Origin of the sequence: Deinococcus marmoris (genome assembly GCF_001949125.1) — a bacterium.
GTDB lineage: Bacteria > Deinococcota > Deinococci > Deinococcales > Deinococcaceae > Deinococcus > Deinococcus marmoris_A.
Genome location: NZ_MSTI01000050.1, coordinates 1 through 16,986 on the forward strand (window position 1 = coordinate 1; position 16,986 = coordinate 16,986).

15 protein-coding genes are annotated in these 16,986 nt (G+C 63.8%); all 15 read right to left on the minus strand.

The annotated features are described in order from the left end of the window. The coding region (locus BOO71_RS07415; RefSeq protein ID WP_139322818.1) for a transposase family protein at positions 1-350 on the minus strand (350 nt) is incomplete at its 3' end. A 317-nt stretch (positions 351-667) separates the two neighbouring features. Next, a complete protein-coding gene (locus BOO71_RS07420; protein WP_139322819.1) occupies positions 668-2,344 on the minus strand; it encodes a GGDEF domain-containing protein in 1,677 nt (558 codons plus the stop codon). After that, positions 2,334-3,941 (minus strand): GAF and HD-GYP domain-containing protein, encoded by a 1,608-nt coding sequence (locus tag BOO71_RS07425; RefSeq protein ID WP_083653178.1) that lies wholly within the window; start codon positions 3,939-3,941, stop codon positions 2,334-2,336. The genes BOO71_RS07420 and BOO71_RS07425 overlap by 11 nt, the downstream gene beginning before the upstream one ends. A 139-nt stretch (positions 3,942-4,080) precedes the next feature. Beyond that, on the minus strand, positions 4,081-5,127 hold the full coding sequence (locus BOO71_RS07430; RefSeq protein WP_075831315.1) for an Atu2307/SP_0267 family LLM class monooxygenase: 1,047 nt from the start codon (positions 5,125-5,127) through the stop codon (positions 4,081-4,083). Positions 5,128-5,460: 333 nt separating this feature from the next. Beyond that, on the minus strand, positions 5,461-6,696 hold the full coding sequence (locus tag BOO71_RS07435; protein ID WP_075831316.1) for a hydantoinase/carbamoylase family amidase: 1,236 nt from the start codon (positions 6,694-6,696) through the stop codon (positions 5,461-5,463). Positions 6,697-6,762: 66 nt separating this feature from the next. Next, entirely contained in the window at positions 6,763-7,779 is a 1,017-nt protein-coding gene (locus BOO71_RS07440; RefSeq protein ID WP_075831317.1) for an alpha/beta fold hydrolase, read from the minus strand. Between the two features lie 134 nt (positions 7,780-7,913). Beyond that, on the minus strand, positions 7,914-8,984 hold the full coding sequence (locus BOO71_RS07445; protein ID WP_075831318.1) for an ABC transporter substrate-binding protein: 1,071 nt from the start codon (positions 8,982-8,984) through the stop codon (positions 7,914-7,916). A gap of 67 nt (positions 8,985-9,051) precedes the next feature. Further along, complete coding sequence (locus tag BOO71_RS07450) at positions 9,052-10,038, minus strand: ABC transporter permease (protein ID WP_083653180.1); 987 nt, start codon at positions 10,036-10,038, stop codon at positions 9,052-9,054. Further along, on the minus strand, positions 10,014-10,898 hold the full coding sequence (locus BOO71_RS07455) for an ABC transporter permease (protein WP_254843079.1): 885 nt from the start codon (positions 10,896-10,898) through the stop codon (positions 10,014-10,016). Before BOO71_RS07455 ends, BOO71_RS07450 begins: the two co-directional genes overlap by 25 nt. Continuing rightward, positions 10,891-11,715, minus strand: coding sequence for an ABC transporter ATP-binding protein (locus BOO71_RS07460; protein WP_254843076.1), 825 nt, complete (start codon positions 11,713-11,715; stop codon positions 10,891-10,893). The genes BOO71_RS07455 and BOO71_RS07460 overlap by 8 nt, the downstream gene beginning before the upstream one ends. Next, on the minus strand, positions 11,712-13,133 hold the full coding sequence (hydA, locus tag BOO71_RS07465) for a dihydropyrimidinase (RefSeq protein WP_075831319.1): 1,422 nt from the start codon (positions 13,131-13,133) through the stop codon (positions 11,712-11,714). The genes BOO71_RS07460 and hydA overlap by 4 nt, the downstream gene beginning before the upstream one ends. Beyond that, positions 13,130-13,588, minus strand: a complete 459-nt coding sequence (locus tag BOO71_RS07470; protein ID WP_075831320.1) for a type II toxin-antitoxin system VapC family toxin — start codon at positions 13,586-13,588, stop codon at positions 13,130-13,132. Before BOO71_RS07470 ends, hydA begins: the two co-directional genes overlap by 4 nt. Next, positions 13,588-13,851, minus strand: a complete 264-nt coding sequence (locus tag BOO71_RS07475; RefSeq protein WP_139322820.1) for a hypothetical protein — start codon at positions 13,849-13,851, stop codon at positions 13,588-13,590. The genes BOO71_RS07470 and BOO71_RS07475 overlap by 1 nt, the downstream gene beginning before the upstream one ends. Before the next feature lie 40 nt (positions 13,852-13,891). Then, positions 13,892-15,271, minus strand: coding sequence for an NAD-dependent dihydropyrimidine dehydrogenase subunit PreA (gene preA / locus BOO71_RS07480; RefSeq protein WP_075831322.1), 1,380 nt, complete (start codon positions 15,269-15,271; stop codon positions 13,892-13,894). Further along, positions 15,264-16,628 carry an NAD(P)-dependent oxidoreductase gene (locus BOO71_RS07485; RefSeq protein WP_254843077.1) on the minus strand — a complete coding sequence of 455 codons (1,365 nt, stop codon included), beginning with the start codon at positions 16,626-16,628 and terminating at the stop codon, positions 15,264-15,266. Before BOO71_RS07485 ends, preA begins: the two co-directional genes overlap by 8 nt. Positions 16,629-16,986: the final 358 nt, after the last annotated feature.

Consider the following 16,986-nt stretch of genomic DNA (forward strand, 5'->3'; position numbering starts at 1 on the left):
ACTTTGCCATCGCCTGCCAGCAAGACCAGACGTTCTGCATCGAGATCTGGATGACATGCCTTGACCCAGGTGAGCAGGGCAGTCTGAAGTTCTCCAGGATGGAGATCGAGATTCCAGAAAAAGCGGTAGAGCGTGGCTTGCCGGGGTACCCCCGGCAAGCTGAGCCGCTGAATAAGCGTCGTTCGGTGGGCATGGAGCCAGTCGGAAAGAGCCAGGATATTCTCAGGCCCACTGATCAAACCCGTGAGGATGAGCGCCCAGAGGGCTTCCCACGGATACGTGATTCGTTGTAGGTCGCGCCAGTCTGGAATTTGGGTGAGAAAAGGCAGCGGGCTGACAGGAATTTGCACACTCCCTTATCGCCCATTTTTTTGCTTGTACTCAGTCAAGATAAAAGCCTGCGTGTGGAGGATAATTATTGGAGGGCGACAGGTCCGGGACAGCAGGTCTCTGGCCTGAGCTGACTGCGCCTTCGCCTATCACGCAGGCCCCCTGACTACCGGCGACGGGACTGACCTGGGAAAGCCGTATTACATGGACTCTGATTGAAAGGTGTTGAAAACGCCTGGAAATCCGAGCAGAGCGAGGGAGAGAAAAACGGGTTCCGGGCGTGGAGTGGAGGGATCGGCGCTATCCCGATTCCTGCACGAAACAAACGGAATCCGTATCACAGGTAGGGCTGCATTTTCCGGGTGATGTCAGCATGTTTCGCCGTTACCCTAACCGCGTTTCTGCCAGCGGCCTTTGCGGCGTACAGCGCCTGATCGGCGTTCATCAGGACGCTGGTGATGTCCTGTCCACCGTCCAGCACGGCCACCCCGAAACTGCCCGTGGTCATCAGGCCAGGAGCCAGCGTTTCCCAGGACGCGCTTTGCAGCGAGTCGCGCAGCCGCAGGCAGACCGTCTCCGCCTGCTGGGCCGTCACGTCTGGCAGGATCACGATGAACTCCTCGCCGCCCAGACGGGCCAGCAGGTCCTGGTCGCGCAACTCGGCGCTGAGCAGGCGGGTCACCCCTGTCAGCACCGCGTCCCCGACCAGGTGTCCGAAGGTGTCGTTCACGCGCTTGAACAGGTCGAGGTCGAGCAGGGCCACCGCACTCGGGCGGTCCTGCCGGGCGCGGGTATGCAGGTCGGCCAGCACCTGCATGGCCCGCGTGCGGTTGGGTGCGCCGGTCAGCGGATCGCGCAGCGCCGCCTCGGCCAGGGCCTCGGCGCGCACCTCCGCCTCGCGCGCCTGCTGCGCGATCTGCCGGACCAGGGCGCGCTGCTGGTGGTAATCCCGGTACAGGTTCTCCACCCCCTGGGTCACCTCCTGCTGGGTCTCGTAAGCCTCGCGGTAGCGTCCTGCGCGGGCGTAGATGGCGGCCAGTTGTTCCCTGGAGCGGGCCTCCCACAATTCCGAGGCGGCCTCATGGAAATAGCCGACGGCCTGCCCGGCGTCCAGAATCGCGTTTTCCAGATCCCCGATCCGGGCGGACACGCGGCTGCGGTCCAGCAGCGCCCGGCCATACAGCAGCGGAAAGTCTGCGTTGCTCGTAAGCTGGACGTGTTCGTCGGCCAGCGTGCGGGCGACGGTCAGTTCGCCAGTCCACAGCGTGTGGCGGACCAGGGCGTCGAGCAGCGCCGCCGTTTCAAGCAGACTCAGGGCGTGCCGGTCCTCCAGTCTGACGGCCAGCAGCGCGGCAGAAACGGCCAGTTGGCGTTCTATCTCGGGTCGATTGACTGCGCCGCTGGCGGAGGCAGTGCCGGCCAGCAGTGTTTCCGAGGCGGAGACCACGAAATTGATATGGAAGATCTCCCAGAGCTGCCGTGTGTCCTGTGTACCGGTTTCTAGTAGCGCCCAGATGGCTGGGGCGTGCAGGAGTTTCAGGAGCTGTTGTGCGGCCTGGGGGTAGTTGCGCCGTTCCAGCTCAAAATGCGAGGTGTTGATCGCCACCAGCGCCACCCCACGGGCGTCGGCAATCGCCTCTGCCAGCGTGAGCGCCGCCCCGAATTCACGCTGCGCGCCCGCATCGTCGTAGGTTTGCATCATGGCCAGCGCCAGCGTCACATGGGCCTTGACCTGCAAGCGTCCGTCTCCGCTGGCCCGCGCCCAGAGCAGGCAGTTCAGGGCATGCTCCATCGCTGCCTTGAGATCCCTGAGATCCAGAGCGAGGTAAGCCGCGTCGCGGTACGCCAGGAATTTCATGGCCGCCGTGCTGTCAGGATCAGCTCCCCGGACCTGCAAGGCGTGTAGCTCGTCCCGGAGCGCCGAGGTTCCCGCGCTGCTGGAATCTGGGCTGCTGACTTCTGGGCCGCGTGGCTGCCCCGCCAGTGGCTGATCTGCCGTGTCGTTATCCGTCATGCTCGTCTCTATCGTGGCCGAACAACGTCTCGAAGCAGGCCAGCGCATGGGGATCGAACTGACTGCCGGCCCCCCGCCGCAACTCGTCCAGGGCCTGCGCGTGGGTCCAGGCGGGCTTGTACGGGCGTTTGCTGATCAGGGCGTCGTAAACGTCCACAACACTGAAAATACGCGCCAGCAGGGGAATCGTCTCGCCGCTCAGGCCGTCGGGGTAGCCCGCGCCGTCCCAGCGTTCATGGTGGGAGCGCACGATGGCCCGCACCTCACGCGGCACGAAGATCTCCTCGCGCAGCATATGATCGCCGAGGACCACATGTTTTTGCATCAGCGCACGCTCCTGCGGGGTCAGCGGCCCCGGTTTCCGCAGGATGTCGTCGCCCAGCGTCACCTTGCCGATGTCGTGCAGGTACGCGCCCCAGCGCAGGTGCTGTAACTGCGCGTCGTCCAGCCCCAGGATCCGGCCCAGGCGCAGGGACAGGGCCGTCACGCGGTCGGTGTGTCCGAAGGTCTCGCCGTCCCGGCCTTCCAGGACGCGGCCCACAGCGCGCAGGGCAGCCTCTCTCATCTGCCGCATCTGGTCGAAGGTGCTGATCCGCTCCTGTGCCCGGTCCACCCGCGCCGCCACCATGTCCAGCAGCGCCGCCAGCTCCGCCGGGATCAGGTGCGGCGTGTCCAGCTTCAGGAGGCCGATGACCCCCACGATGCGCGTGCCGCTGCGAAGCGGCGCGGCCAGGATGGAGCGCACACGCTTCAGTTCCGGCGGTGAATCCGGGTGCGCATGGTAATCCGAGATCGCGGCGCTGCGGTTGCCAGCGATGACCTGCGCGACCAGTCCGCGCGGCTCGTTCATGTTCGCCAGGGCTGCGGCGAGGGTGCTGGACGCGTCCTCGTCGCCCTGAATCATGCTCAGATGGGCCAGACCGTCTTCATCCACCGTCATCATGGCCCCGATGTCGAATTCGCTCAGGGCCAGGAGCATCTTCAGCGCCTCACGCGCAATGTCGTCAGGACGCGCCAGGGTTTCAAGCCGGGCCGACAGGTACGCGAGTTGCTGATACTGCCTGGCGCTGCGCTGCGCGTCCTCAAGGGCCTTCCAGCGGCTGTACGCCACCCCCGCCGCCTGCCCCAGCAACAGCAGCAGCCGCGCATCTGCCGTGCCCAGCACCTCGTCGCTGTCGGTGGTGTCGGCAGACAGCACGCCCAGCACCTGACCCTCTGGATCCAGCAGCGGCACCCCCAGGTACATGCCCGAGCGGGGCCGCCCCGCCACAAAGTGCGCCTCCGTGTGACTGAAGGCTTCCTCTACCAGATACGGGGCCGAGGTCGCCAGCACATGCCAGCCCAGGCCCTGGCCTCTGGGCAGGCGGCGTCCGGTGGCGGCAGCCGCACGCTGTCCTGCGGCGGCCACCACCCTCAGCTCGTCGAACTCGGCACAGTGCAGCACGATCACCACAGTGGTCGCCCTCGTCTTTTGCAGCGCCAGGGTCACGCACCGTTCAAAGACGTCATCTGCCGACTGGGCCAGCAGCACCACGGTCTGGAGGTCCAGCTCAGGCTTCTGGCCCAACTGGGCAGACAGGTCGATCTCGACGGTCATCTTCTGAGAAACCCATGACCAGGGTAGACAACATGGGATCTCATGTGGCTCAGATTACTGAATTCAGGGTTGACCGCCTGTTTAAAACATCACACGGCTGCCCCTGGGGGGTGACAAGATCCTTCCCGGCAACCACAGCTCAGGATTCGGCCAGTGTCTGCTGCCCGCGAAGCAGCGGCATCACCTGCGTTCCCAGCCGCTCGATGCCGCGCAGCATCTCGGCGTGTGGCATCAGCACGTTGGTCATCTGGAAGGTCAGGCGTGACAGGCCGCCCAGCATCCGGTCCATGTCCAGCGCCTTCTGGGCCACGGTCTGCACGTCGCCGATCAGGTAGGCCCCCATCGGCCCACAGGTCGCGTCGAACTGTTCGCGTGTGGGTGGCCGCCAGCCGCGCTCCTGCCCGATGGCCGAGAACAGCCGCTGATGCCCTGGCCAGAAGGCGTCCCTGGCCGCTTCCGGGGTTTCCCCCACAAAACCGAAGGCGTGGACGCCCACCTGAAGCTGCTCGGGCGTGAATCCAGCCTGCTGCCCGGCGCGGCGGTACAGATCGATCAGGGGCCGGAATTGCCGGAATTCGCCGCCGATGATGGCCACCATCAGTGGCAGCCCCAGCGTGCCCGCGCGAACGAAGGAGGCTGGAGTGCCGCCCACGCCCAGCCAGATGGGTAATTTCTCCTGCAAGGGCCGGGGGTAGATGCCCTGCCCGGTCAGCGCGGCGCGGTGCTGGCCGGACCAGTGAACGTGGCTCTCATCCCTGATCCTGAGCAGCAATTCCAGTTTCTCGGCAAACAGCGAATCGTAGTCCTCCAGGGCCAGCCCGAACAGTGGGTAAGCCTCCACGAACGACCCCCGGCCCACCACCAGTTCTGCCCGGCCCCGTGACAGCAGATCCAGCGTGGCAAACTCCTGAAAGATCCGCACTGGATCGTTGGCGCTCAGGACTGTCACAGCGCTGGTCAGGCGAATGCGCTGCGTTCTGGCCGCCGCCGCCGCCAGAATCAGGGCGGGTGCGGAATCCAGATATTCCGGGCGGTGGTGTTCCCCGATGCCGAAAACGTCGATCCCGGCGTGGTCTGCGGTCTCGATCTCTTCCAGCAGGTTATTCAGCCGGTCTGCTGCGCCCAGCGTCTCACCCGTCTGCGGGTCCGAGACCACGGCGGCAAAACTGTCAATTCCAATCTGCATGTGGTGCGCTCCTGTGGGTCAAAGTATGTGTGTCAAAGATGGGAGTGGACAGCGGGAGTCCGCTTGACCTGACTGCTACATCATACTCTGTTTTTCAAAGGGGTTTGCATAGTTGAAGTTGTGGTGGGCTGCCGCTGCCTGGCCACCGTTTGTCCTGTTCCCCTCTTCGCGACGTACAGGTTCACTGCGGGCCGTGTTGACCGCAGTAGAGACCCTGCCGGGATTCGCACCGCAGAACGGATGTGCCAGGAACCGTGGGCGTGGCTGCCCTGGCGCTGGCCAAACTCTCCTTTTCCCTGTGTGCGTTTGGTGGCCCAAGGTGGAAGCGGAGGTTCAGCCGTGCTGTTCCACCCACGCCATCGCCCGGTCCGTCAGCTTATCCAGCGCCTCCACGCTTTGCAGGATGTGTTCTTCCTCCGTGTCCTCGATCTTGTTGTGGCTGATGCCGCGCAGGCTCTGGACAAACAGCATGACGGTGGGAACGCCCGCGCGGGCCACCTCTGCCGCGTCGTGGAGGGGGCCGCTGGGCAGGCGGTGGCTGTGCGGCACGGTGTCCAGGATCGAGGCGTCCGCCGCTTCGATCAGCTCCGGGTGAAACAGGATCGGCTCGATGTTCCACAGGTCGCCGAACGTGACGGTGCAGCCGCCTTCCTCCGCAAATTTCTTCGCCGCGTCCTGAGCGTCCTGCCACATGGCTGCGAGCCTGCCAGCTTCTAAATTGCGCTGATCCAGCGTGATCTCGCAGGTTTCCACCACGCTGGTCACGATGCCGGGCAGCGTCTTGCAACTGCCCACCGTGCAGACGCCGCTGTGCCGCTCGGCTATGGCGTAAATCTCCTGCGAGAACTGCCCGGCGGCGCGGAAGGCGTCGCGGCGCACGTTCATGGGCGTGCTGCCCGAATGCGCGGCCTGCCCGTGAAAGGTGATGGTGTGCCGTTCCACGCCGAAGGTGCCCAGGACTGCGCCCAGCGGCAATTTCATTCCCTCCAGCACTGGCCCCTGCTCGATGTGCAGTTCCAGGTAAGCGGCGGCGTTCTTCAGTTCCTCGCGGGCATTGGGGGCGTCGGCCAGCGTGATGCCCACCCGCTCCAACGCTTCCTCCAGCCCGATGCCGTCACGGTCTTTGAGCTTCCGCATCTCGGCAAGGTCGATGTTGCCGCCCGCCGCGCTGGACCCGTACAGGCTGCGGCCAAAGCGTGCGCCTTCCTCGTCGGCCCAGTCCACCAGCCGGACCGTCACAGGAGGTTTGCCCCCCGCCGACAGGCGGCGCAGCACTTCCAGACCCGCCAGCGTATTCAGGCAGCCGTCCAGCCAGCCACCGTTCGGCACGCTGTCGAGGTGGCCGCCGATCAGCAACTCTTTGTCAGACTCGCCCTTCAGTGTGGCCCACAGGTTGCCCGCCGCGTCGGTGTGGACCTCCACCGGCAAATCGGCGAGTTTATCGGTCAGGAATTTGCGGGCCGCCACCCACACGTCTGTAAAGGCCACCCGCTGCGCCCCATCCGCGTCGCCGGTCAGTTCGCGCAGGGCCTTGAGTTCGTCCAGGGTTCGCCTTGGATTGAGGGTCATGGTCTACCTTAGCGAAAAAGCCGGGGCAGGGCGACTCTTCGGCCAGTGTGCTTTTTGGCCAGTGCGCTATTCGGCCAGTGCGCCGCGCACCGCCGCCTTTAAAAAGGCCAGTTCTTCCGTCAGTCCGGCGGGGCTGCCTGCCCGGTGGCCCCACACCGACGCGATGGGCCGCAACTCGCCGCGCTTCAGCCATTCCAGTTCGGCGGCGTTGTCGGCCACCCGGAAATACAGATCGGTCTCGCTGGGCAGCAGCAGCACCCGCGCCTGAATGGCCCCCAGCGCTGCCGCGAGGTCACCGCCGTAGAGGTCATTGGCGCTGATGTCTCCGTGAGACCACGTCAGCGCCTGGGCATACAGGTTGGCGGCGTCGCGGGCACCAAAACTCGCCTCCCAGTCGGTTTGCAGGTAGGTTTCCAGATCGGGCGCACCCAGCACGGTGCGAAACAGGTCCTGGCGGTAGAAATCCTGGCTCAGACCCCAGCCTGCGTAGATGTGTCCGAAGGCCCGCAGCGAGGCGTGTGGCACGGCGCTGAACTGGCCGCCGCCCACGTACTCCGGCGCGGCCTCCAGCGTTCGCAGCAGGCCCGACAGGAACACCTTGTTATGGGGGGCAGTCCGGGCGCTGCCACACACCACAAAGGCACGTTCCACCCGCGAAGGGAACAGTGCGGCCCAGTGATACGCCTGCATGGCCCCCATCGAGAAGCCGTAGGCAGCGGCCAGATGCGTGACCCCGAAGACCTCGCGCAGCAGCCGCTCCTGCGCCAGCACGTTGTCGCGCACGGTCACGACTGCCGGGTAGTCCGGCGTATTGGCCGCGCCCGACGACAGGCCGTTGGAGAACATGTCGGGAATGACGATGAACCACTGTTCCGGGTCCAGAATGCCGTCTGGCCCGATCAGCCAGTTCTGTCCGTCATGCGTGGCTGTGTAGCTGCACGGGTACACGATCACGTTGTCGCGCGCCGCGTTGAGCGTGCCGTGGGTCTGCCACGCCAGTCGGGCGTCCCGGATGACGCCGCCGCGCTCGGCGTTCCAGTCGCCCAACTCGAACACGCCTTCCTGCACGGGCCAGGATGTCATGCGGCCCCGCCGATCTGAAAGAGAGCGTGTGGCAGGTATTCGGGACAGATCGTGGGCATGCCGCCTAGCCTACGCCCACGGATGGGAAAGGGCCACAGGGCTGGAGGTGCGTCCCTGTGGCCCTGCCCTGGAACTTACTTCGCTTTCTTGCCCGTCGCCATCTCCCACACCTTGTAATTCACGGCCCCGGCGCTGGGGGCAGATTTCAGGATGCCCAGATCCATCAATTGCTTCACGTTGGCGTCGTAAGTGGCCCTGTCCAACAGCCCAGCGTTGCCCTTGAGGGTCTGTCCGGCCCGGTACAGCTTGGCCACCTCGGTCATCTGCCAGGTCTGGTGCCCGGCAGCGCTGGCGCGTGTGCCCGAACCCTTGCAGGTGTTGCCGCAGTTGATCAGCACGGTCTGGACGGCCTCCTTCTGGTTGGCCACCGCGTAATTCCAGCCCTTGATGGTGGCGCGAACAAGTCTGGCGGCCACCTCCTCCCCGCTCATGCCGCTGTTCTTGAAGTTTTTATTGTCCAGCGTTTTCTGCGTGGTGAACATCAGGTCTTCCAGCAGGTTGACGCCGTAATCGCTGGTGTTGAAGATCTTGAGCTTGTCCAGCGAGTAGCCCAAGCCCACGATCTGGTCAATCTCGTTGTAGGTCATGGCGGATACCAGATCCACCTTGTCGGGGAAAACGAGGCTGGGGTCAAAGGGATAGGTGACGGCCTGCACGCTGGGATTGGACACGGTGCTGTCCAGGCTGGTGGTCAGGCCGTACTTCTTGAGCAGCGCCACCGCCGGATATTCGTTGCCACTGGGCCACACGCCGACGCGCTTGCCTGAGAACTGCTTGGGATCGGTCAGGTTGCTGCTTTTCAGCGCCACAAGGGTGTAGCCACTCTTCTGGAACAGTTGCGCGATATGCACCACGGGCAGGCCCTGCTGCCGGGCGGTCAACAGGTCCGTGATCCAGGTGGTCCCGAAGTCGGCGGCTCCCGTCGCCACCGTCTGAATGGGAGACTGGTCCCCGATGGGCAGCAAGGTCACGTCCAGGCCCTCGGCCTTGTAAAAACCCTTGGCCTGCGCCACGAAAAATCCTGCGAACTGCGCCTGTGGAAACCACTTGAGCTGCATTTTCACCGGAACATTGGCCGCGCCCGCCGAACCCAGGGCTGAGGCGACGAGGGCGGCGGTCAGGGCGGTCAGGACGTTTTTCTTCATGGTGTTCCTCCGGGCGCGCGGGGCGCAGTAGATGGGAAAAAGTTGGAGAGATACAGTCTTCAGCGGCCTACCTAGGTTGTCGTCGGCTCGCGTGCCAGCCTGTGAACCGGGCTTCCAGCCACGAGATGACTCCGTAAAAAGCGATGCCCAGCACCGAGGCGATCACGATGGCGGCCCACACGATATCCAGATTGAATCGGCCCGCCTCGATCTGGATACGGAAGCCCAGCCCCTGCCCGGTGGTGCCGAAGAATTCACCGACAATCGCGCCGATCAGCGCCAGCGTGGAACCGATTTTCAGGGCATTGAACAGGAACGGCAGCGCACCCGGCACCCGCACGAGGCGGAAAGAGGCGGCGGGCGTAACCGCGTAGGTCTGCATCAGGTCCAGCAGCAGCGGATTGGCACTCTGAAGGCCCCGCACCACGTTGACCACCACCGGAAAGAAAACCGTGATGCCCACGATGATCGCCTTGCTGGGCCATTCCAGCCCGAACGCCTTGACGATCACCGGGGCCAGCGCCACGATGGGAATGCTGGCAAACAGTCCGGCGTAAGGCAGCGCCCCACGTTCCAGAAACGGGAAACGCACGGCGGCCAGAGCAACCAGAATGCCCGCCCCCACCCCCGCCAGATAGCCCAGCAGCGCCTCCTGCACGAAGGTCACGCGGGCGTCGCCCAGCAGCACGGTGCGTGAGTTGTACAGCGCGGTGACGACGCGCGTGGGTGTGGGGATCAGGCCGGGCGGCACGCCGTAAGCGCGCAGCAGCCCCTCCACCGTGATCAGTGTCAGCAGCGCGGCCAGCAGGGCGGGAATCACCCCAGTCATGCGGCGGGCCAGCGTCGCCAGACCGTAAATGCCCGTTCCCAGCCCCAGCACGATCAGGCCCAGGCTCAGCGCCTTGCGGGCGGGCGGCACGCCGTCCAGTGGGAAGTTCCAGACATTCCAGACAGCGGCCAGCAGCAGCCCCACACCCAGCGCGAAGGCCAGCCACCCCAGCCCTGGCAGCCTGCCCGATTTCCCCCCGCTTAGCGCGACTGTCCGGCTCGCCACGGGGTCACCAGCCTCTCAATCAAGCCCAGCACGGCCACCAGCGCAATGCCCAGGCCCGCGCCGTACAGCATGATGACCCATAGCGCCAGCGTGTCACTGGCCCGCGAATTCTCGGCCAGCATCTTGCCCAGGCCAGAAAAACTGATGGTGCTGATCTCCGCCACGATGCTGCCGATCAGCGCGGCGGTGGCCGCCACCTTCAGCGAGGTGAACAGAAAGGGCAGGCTGGCGGGCAGCCGCAATGTCCAGAACGTCTGCCAGCCCGATGCGCGGTAGGTGATCAGCAGATCTTCCTGCATGGGATCGGGGCTGCGTAACCCTGCTGCCACACCCACCGCCACTGGAAAGAAGGCGATGTAGGCGGCGATCAGCGCTTTGGGCAGCCAGCCCTGCACGCCGTATTGCCCCAGCACCACCGCCAGCATAGGGGCGAGAGCAATGACGGGAACGGTCTGCGAGGCGATCAGCCACGGCAGTGTGACCCGCTCAAAGGCCCGGCTGCCCACCAGCCCCACCGCCAAGAGAATGCCCAGCACCGAGGCGATCAGCAGGCCCACGATGGTCTCCCCTGCCGTGATCAGGGTGTTGTACGGCACGCTGGTGGGGGCCAGCGGTGGCAGGCTCATGGTTCGCAGGCTGCTACCCAGTTGGGCGGGGGCGGGCAACACCGGATTGCGAAGCTGGGTGGCACAGGCAATGGCCGTGGCGCAGCCCAGTTCCGCGCCGTTGTCCAGACTGCGCTGCGCCGCGCCCGCATTGACCCACAGCATCAGCGGCCAGTACAGCGCCAGCGCGATGACGGCCACGATGATCATGGGGCCGATGCTTCCGGCCATCACGGGACGCCGTGCCTTAATCATCCGCGTCAAACCCGTGCCCCCGGCGCAGCAGTTCGCGCACCTTTGTCGCCAGCTCAAAGAAACGCGGACTCTCGCGGGTTTCCACGTTGCGCGGGTACGGCAGGTCGATGTCCACCACGCCCTCGATCTTGCCGGGCCGCGAGGTCATGACCACGACGCGCGTACTCAGAAACACCGCTTCGGAAATGCCGTGGGTCACGAACCCCCCCGTTTTTCCCGTTTCCTGCCACAGCCGCAGCAATTCGCCGTTCAGGTGTTCACGCGTGATCTCGTCCAGCGCGCCGAACGGCTCGTCCATCAGCAGCAGATTGGGGTCAAAAGCCAGGGCGCGGGCAATGCTGACGCGCTGCTGCATTCCGCCCGAAAGCTGCCACGGATAACGCCCCGCGAAGCCCTCCAGGCCAACAAGTTTCAGCATTTCGTGGGCGCGGGCCTGCCGGGTGGCCTTGGGGGTGTTCATCACATCCAGCGGCAGTAAGACGTTGTTGAGGACCGTACGCCATTCCAGCAGCGCCGGGGCCTGAAACACGTAGCCGTAGGCGCGTTCCTGCCGGGCCTGGGCGGGTGATTTACCGCCTACCAGCAACTCCCCGCCCGTCGGTTTGATCAGGTCCGCCATCAGCCGCAGCAGTGTGGTCTTGCCGCAACCGCTGGGGCCGATCAGGCTGATGAACTCGCCCTGCGCGATGTCCAGATTCGCGTCCTTGAGGGCCACGGTATCGCCCTGCGCGCCACGAAAAACCATGTTGAGGTCTTTGAGGTGAACGGCAGGCTGGCCCATGTCGCGCACGGTAGGCGCTGGGGCGGTGGCGGTCAACCCCGATCCCCGGCAGAAGTTAGATTCTTGCTAGGTTCTAGAGTCTGCCTGGGCTGACGCCGCAGCAACTGTCCGCGCCCCGCCTCGCCCACGAACTGGCCGTCCCGCACCGCCACCTGCCCGCGCACTGTGACCACGCTGGGCCGCCCGTCAATCTCAAAGCCCTCAAAGCCGCTGTAATCGTTGTTGACGTGCGATGTGGCCGCGCTGATCTTGCCCCGGTACGCTGGATCGTAGATCACCAGATCGGCGTCCGAACCCACCTCAACCGCGCCTTTCTTCGGGTACAGCCCAAAAATCTGCGCCGCGCGGGTGCTGGCGGCATCCACAAAACGGCTCAGGCTCAGATTGCCCCGGCTGACGCCGTAGGTGTACAGCAGGTTCACGCGGTCCTCGATGGCCGGGATGCCGTTGGGAATACGGGTGAAATTGTCGTCCCCCATATGCTTTTGCTCCACGTCAAAGGGGCAGTGATCGGTGGCAACCGTGTCTATGTCGCCGTCTTTCAGCGCCTGCCACAGCGCCCCTTGATTGGATTTGTCGCGCAGGGGCGGACTCATCACGTATTTTGCGCCCTCCACGCCGGGGCGTTCGGCATACGTTTTGTCCAGCAGAAAATGGGGAATCACGGACTCAATGTGAATGTTTACGCCGCGTCTGCGGGCGTCCAGCGTGGCTTTCAAGGACTTCGCGTTGGACAGGTGAACCACGTAGCCCTCGGCCCCCGTCATCTCCAGAAAGGTGGCGAAATGCGCGGTTCCGTCGGCTTCCACCTGTTCGGGGCGGCTGGGTTCATGCCACTCGGAGCCGGTCTTGCCCTCTGCCAGCAATTTGCTTTGGAGCTGCGAGACCAGCTCGGCATTCTCGCAGTGGGCCGTGACCACCACGCCCAGTTCCTTTGCCAGTGTCAAGGTGTTGAAAAGGGCTGCGTCCTCAATGCCGAATGCGCCCTTATAGGCCAGAAAGACCTTGAAGGAGGTCATGCCGTCTGCCACCAGTTCCCGTAACGTCTGCTCGGTTCCAGCGTCCCAGCGCGTCACGCCGATGTGAAAGGTGTAATCGCAGGCGCTGTTTCCGGCAGCCATCTCGGACCAGGTCTTCCAGCCGTCCCGCAACTCATCGCTTCCGGCGGGGGCCAGCATTTCAATAAAGGTGGTGGTGCCGCCAATCAACGCGGCCTGACTGCCCGTGGTGTGCGTGTCTTTGGCAAAAGTGCCCATGAACGGCAGGTGGATATGCACATGCGGATCGATAAAGCCGGGGAAGATATATTTTCCCTCTGCATCTATGATTTCTGCATCATCCGGCGCGATCAGATTCTCGCCGATCAGCGAAATCGTTTCGCCTTCCACCAGAATGTCCGCCCTGTACTGCCGTTCTGCCGTGACGATCTCGCCGTTCTTGATGAGCAGGGTCATAGGGTGGAGCCTCCTTCGGGAAGATCGGCGGGATTAATCACTTGAATGCCGAAGCGTTTAAAATCAGCGACGTTTCTGGTCAGGATTGCATCCAGACCATGAACTTGCAAAGCAGCAGCGAGGCGGGCGTCATGTGTGGGCTTGCCTGAAACCTGATGTTGGGTCACCAGGGTCAGCCAGTAGGGGAAAATTTCGGGGGAATCGGCGAGCAGAGGAACACGTGCCAGGAAGCGGTCCATTCCCAGCGCCACATCTGCGGGCGAAAGGCCGAATCCGTTGGCTGCTCCAGCGGGCCGAGTCATCACTGCCCACATTTCGTAGATGCACTGCGGCACCACGAAAAGTTCATGCCTACTGCCATAAAGCTGACGCACTGCTGCGGTCATCACGGCATGGTCTGAATCGCTGGTATTGACCAGTCTCAATGCAATGTTCGTATCCAATAAAACGCGCATCAGTCGTAGATATCGTCTCTGACATCATAATCGGCAGGCCAGCTTACGCCAGTTGTCCTGGCGATACTGGCAACGAAGTGGTCAAACGCCGCCATCCGCTCGCCCACATCCTCAATCTCATGCAAGCGCCGGGGCCGGGGCGTCAGTGGGACGATGTGACCGTTGGCCTGCAACTCAAACTCTCGGTTCTTCAGGATTTCCAGCGTTTCGGCGTCCGTTTGCACGCGCCCTTCACTGTCAATCCGAATTTTCGCTGCGGTCATCATTTCACCCCTTTATGGCTGAATTGGAACTGACCCCATTCTAGTGAATCTCTATGCCCTGCTCCTTGCGGTAGGCCATCATGGCGTCCCAACTGGTGGCGATCTCGGGGCGCTGGGCGGTCAGGGCGTCCCAACTGATATTTTCCTGGGTGCTGGGCACCCCCACCATCGTGATGCAGCCGTCCACCGGGCAGACGTTGGCGCACAGCGCGCAGCCCACGCAATCGGGTTCGCGGACCACTGGCATCGGGCGGGTGTCAGCCACCGCCCTGCCGTTGACGCGCACGTCGTAGCCGGGGTCCACCCGCACGCCGTTCCCGGCCACCAGATCGATGCACTGGTGCGCGGTGTCGTTGCAGGCCACGTAACACAGGTCGCACTGAATGCACTTGTCGGGGTCAATCCGCGCCACCGCCTGATACCCCAGGTCCAGTTGCCCAAAGCTGCTCATCTGCGGCAGCGCCCGGCCCGACACGTCGGCAATCGTGGCAAAACCCTTGTCGTCCATCCAGTTGGACAGGCCGTCGATCATGTCCTCCACGATGCGGTAGCCGTAGTGCATGGCGGCGGTGCAGACCTGTACGGCCCCCGCGCCCAGCAGCAGGAATTCAGCGGCGTCCTTCCACGTCACGATGCCGCCCATACCGCAGATCGGCACACCACTTCTCAGCACGCCCTCGTCGGTCAGCAGCTCGGTCAGCATATTCAGGGCAATCGGCTTGACGGCTGGCCCCGCGTAGCCGCCGTGGGTGCCGCGCCCGCCGATGTTGGGCGTGATTTGCAGGGTGTCCAGATCAACGCTCATGACTGAGTTGATGGTGTTGATCAGGCTCAGCGCGTGCGCCCCACCCGCAATCGCCGCGTGTGCGGGTTCGGTGATGTGTGTGACGTTCGGGGTCAGCTTAACGATGACTGGAAGTTTGGTAATGGATGTGACCCAGTGCGTGTTCAGCTCGCACATCTCCGGCACCTGACCGACGGCTGCGCCCATGCCGCGTTCGCTCATGCCCTGGGGGCAGCCGTAATTGAGTTCTATGCCGTCTGCCCCAGTGTCCTCGATCATCATGACGATCTCGTGCCACGCTTCGGGCGAGGCGTCCACCATCGCGCTCACGATCACGGCGCGGTCCGGCCACAGCCGCTTGATCTCGGCAATTTCGCGCAGATTCACGTCCAGCGGGCGGTCACTGATCAGTTCCACATTGTTGATCGCCAGCAGCCGTTGCCCGCCGATGGTCAGGCCGCCGTAGCGGTTGCTGATGTTCAGCACGGGAGCGCCGATGGTCTTCCACACAGCCCCGCCCCAGCCGTGTTCAAAGGCGCGGTGAATCTGCGCCCCGCTGTTGGTGGGCGGCGCGGAGGCCAGCCAGAACGGATTGGGCGCGCGGATGCCCGCAAAATTGACGGAGAGGTCAGCCATGTGGAGCCTCCTGGGTTTGAGAAAGTTGCTGGTGAATAGCGACGGCGGCGTATTTGCCGTCCTGTACGGCCATCACGGTGCTGGCGGTGCCGCGCAGGCGCACGCAATCGCCCCCGGCATACACGCGCGGCAGACTGGTCTGCATGTCGTGGTTGACGACGATATAACCTCCCGCAACGTCCAAGCCCAGTTCGGTTGCCAGCACAGGCTTTTCCTGCCCAATGGCCTTGATGACGGCGTCGCAGGGAACGATGAATTCGCTGCCTGGAAGAGGACGCGGGCTGGGCCGTCCGCCTGTGTCCGGCACGCCCAGCACCATTTTCACGCACTCCACGCCCGTGACCTTGCCTCCATCCGAGATCACCCGCACCGGCTGGGTCAGAAAGCGGTACTGGATGCCCTCTGACAGTGCGAATTCGTACTCGTGGCGGTAAGCAGTCATCTCGGAATCGGTGCGGCGGTACAGCATGGTCACGTCCGCGCCGCGCCGCCGGGCAATGGTGGCTGCGTCGATGGCGGTGTTGCCTGCGCCGATCACCACGACGGTTTCGGCATCTGGCAAGCTGTCGGGAGAAATCTTGCTGTCCTCGATGTACTGAAGGCCGTCGATCAGGTGTTGCTCGCCGGGAATGCCCATTGCTGGGACCGCGCCCAGACCCAGACCCAGAAACACGGCGTCGTATTCGCTCAGGAGGGCGTCCAGTCCGGCTTGATCCGTCAGCTCGCGCCCAGTTTCCACCGTCACGCCCAGCGCCCGTACAGCCTCTACCTCCTGCAAGGAAACGTCCACGGGTTCGCGTAGAACGATGATTCCGTAGGTGCTGAGGCCGCCGCCCAGTTCACGCTTTTCTAGCAGCGTGACCGCGTGGCCCAGCTTGGCAAGCTCGGCGCTGACACTCAGGCCAGCGGGACCACTGCCGACGACGGCCACCTTGCGGCCCGTTGCTGGACCCGCTGTAAACATCTGCAAGCCGCGCCCCTGCACATGGTCTACCGCATGCCGTTGCAGACGCCCAATCGCAATCGGCTTTTCCTCGGCGTTCAGCACGCATGCGCCCTCGCACAGTTCCTCGACGGGGCATACACGGGCGCAGGTGCCACCCAGAAAATTGGATTCCAGAATGACGCGCGCACTGCCACGCAGGTTGTCGGTGGCAATTTTACGAATGAACGTGGGGATGTCGATGTGGGTGGGACAGGCCTGAATGCACGGTGCGTCGTAACAGTACAGGCAGCGGTTGGCCTCCACCGCCGCTTCATGGGCGCTCAGGGGCGGGTGCGTGGGCGCAAAGCGGGGATCAAAAGGAAAGCTGTCGTGAGGAGTCAGGGCGTCGTCTACCAGCGCGTGGTCCGTCAAGGCGTCCTCCGGTTGTGCATGCATCCTGAGTCGAAGACATGGGAAACTGCCACCGCCCAAAGCACACCGAAGGCCACTGGGCAGCGGTCCAGACCCTCACCGGAGACGATTAACCGCGTGGGCGCATGCTAGGGCGAAAATGAAGGAAAAGTCAATTTTGAGAGCCAGGGCTACCGCAAAGTTAGCCACACGCTGGGGCGTGTCTGAGACGGATTCCGTCTATAACGCGGCAGAAATCGGGACAGCGCCGCTTCCCGCACTCCATGCTCGGAACACGTTTTTCCCCTGCTCACTTCATTCGGATTTCCAGGTGTTTTCAATACTGTTCAATCGGAGTTGGTATGAGCCATATGAAATC

What these genes read in the sequence shown, in the direction of transcription:
- BOO71_RS07420 (WP_139322819.1), bottom strand. Translation starts at nt 2,344, where the DNA reads ATGACGGATAACGACACGGCAGATCAGCCACTGGCGGGGCAGCCACGC.
- BOO71_RS07425 (WP_083653178.1), bottom strand. Translation starts at nt 3,941, where the DNA reads ATGACCGTCGAGATCGACCTGTCTGCCCAGTTGGGCCAGAAGCCTGAG.
- BOO71_RS07430 (WP_075831315.1), bottom strand. Translation starts at nt 5,127, where the DNA reads ATGCAGATTGGAATTGACAGTTTTGCCGCCGTGGTCTCGGACCCGCAG.
- BOO71_RS07435 (WP_075831316.1), bottom strand. Translation starts at nt 6,696, where the DNA reads ATGACCCTCAATCCAAGGCGAACCCTGGACGAACTCAAGGCCCTGCGC.
- BOO71_RS07440 (WP_075831317.1), bottom strand. Translation starts at nt 7,779, where the DNA reads ATGACATCCTGGCCCGTGCAGGAAGGCGTGTTCGAGTTGGGCGACTGG.
- BOO71_RS07445 (WP_075831318.1), bottom strand. Translation starts at nt 8,984, where the DNA reads ATGAAGAAAAACGTCCTGACCGCCCTGACCGCCGCCCTCGTCGCCTCA.
- BOO71_RS07455 (WP_254843079.1), bottom strand. Translation starts at nt 10,898, where the DNA reads ATGATTAAGGCACGGCGTCCCGTGATGGCCGGAAGCATCGGCCCCATG.
- hydA (WP_075831319.1), bottom strand. Translation starts at nt 13,133, where the DNA reads ATGACCCTGCTCATCAAGAACGGCGAGATCGTCACGGCAGAACGGCAG.
- BOO71_RS07470 (WP_075831320.1), bottom strand. Translation starts at nt 13,588, where the DNA reads ATGCGCGTTTTATTGGATACGAACATTGCATTGAGACTGGTCAATACC.
- BOO71_RS07475 (WP_139322820.1), bottom strand. Translation starts at nt 13,851, where the DNA reads ATGACCGCAGCGAAAATTCGGATTGACAGTGAAGGGCGCGTGCAAACG.
- preA (WP_075831322.1), bottom strand. Translation starts at nt 15,271, where the DNA reads ATGGCTGACCTCTCCGTCAATTTTGCGGGCATCCGCGCGCCCAATCCG.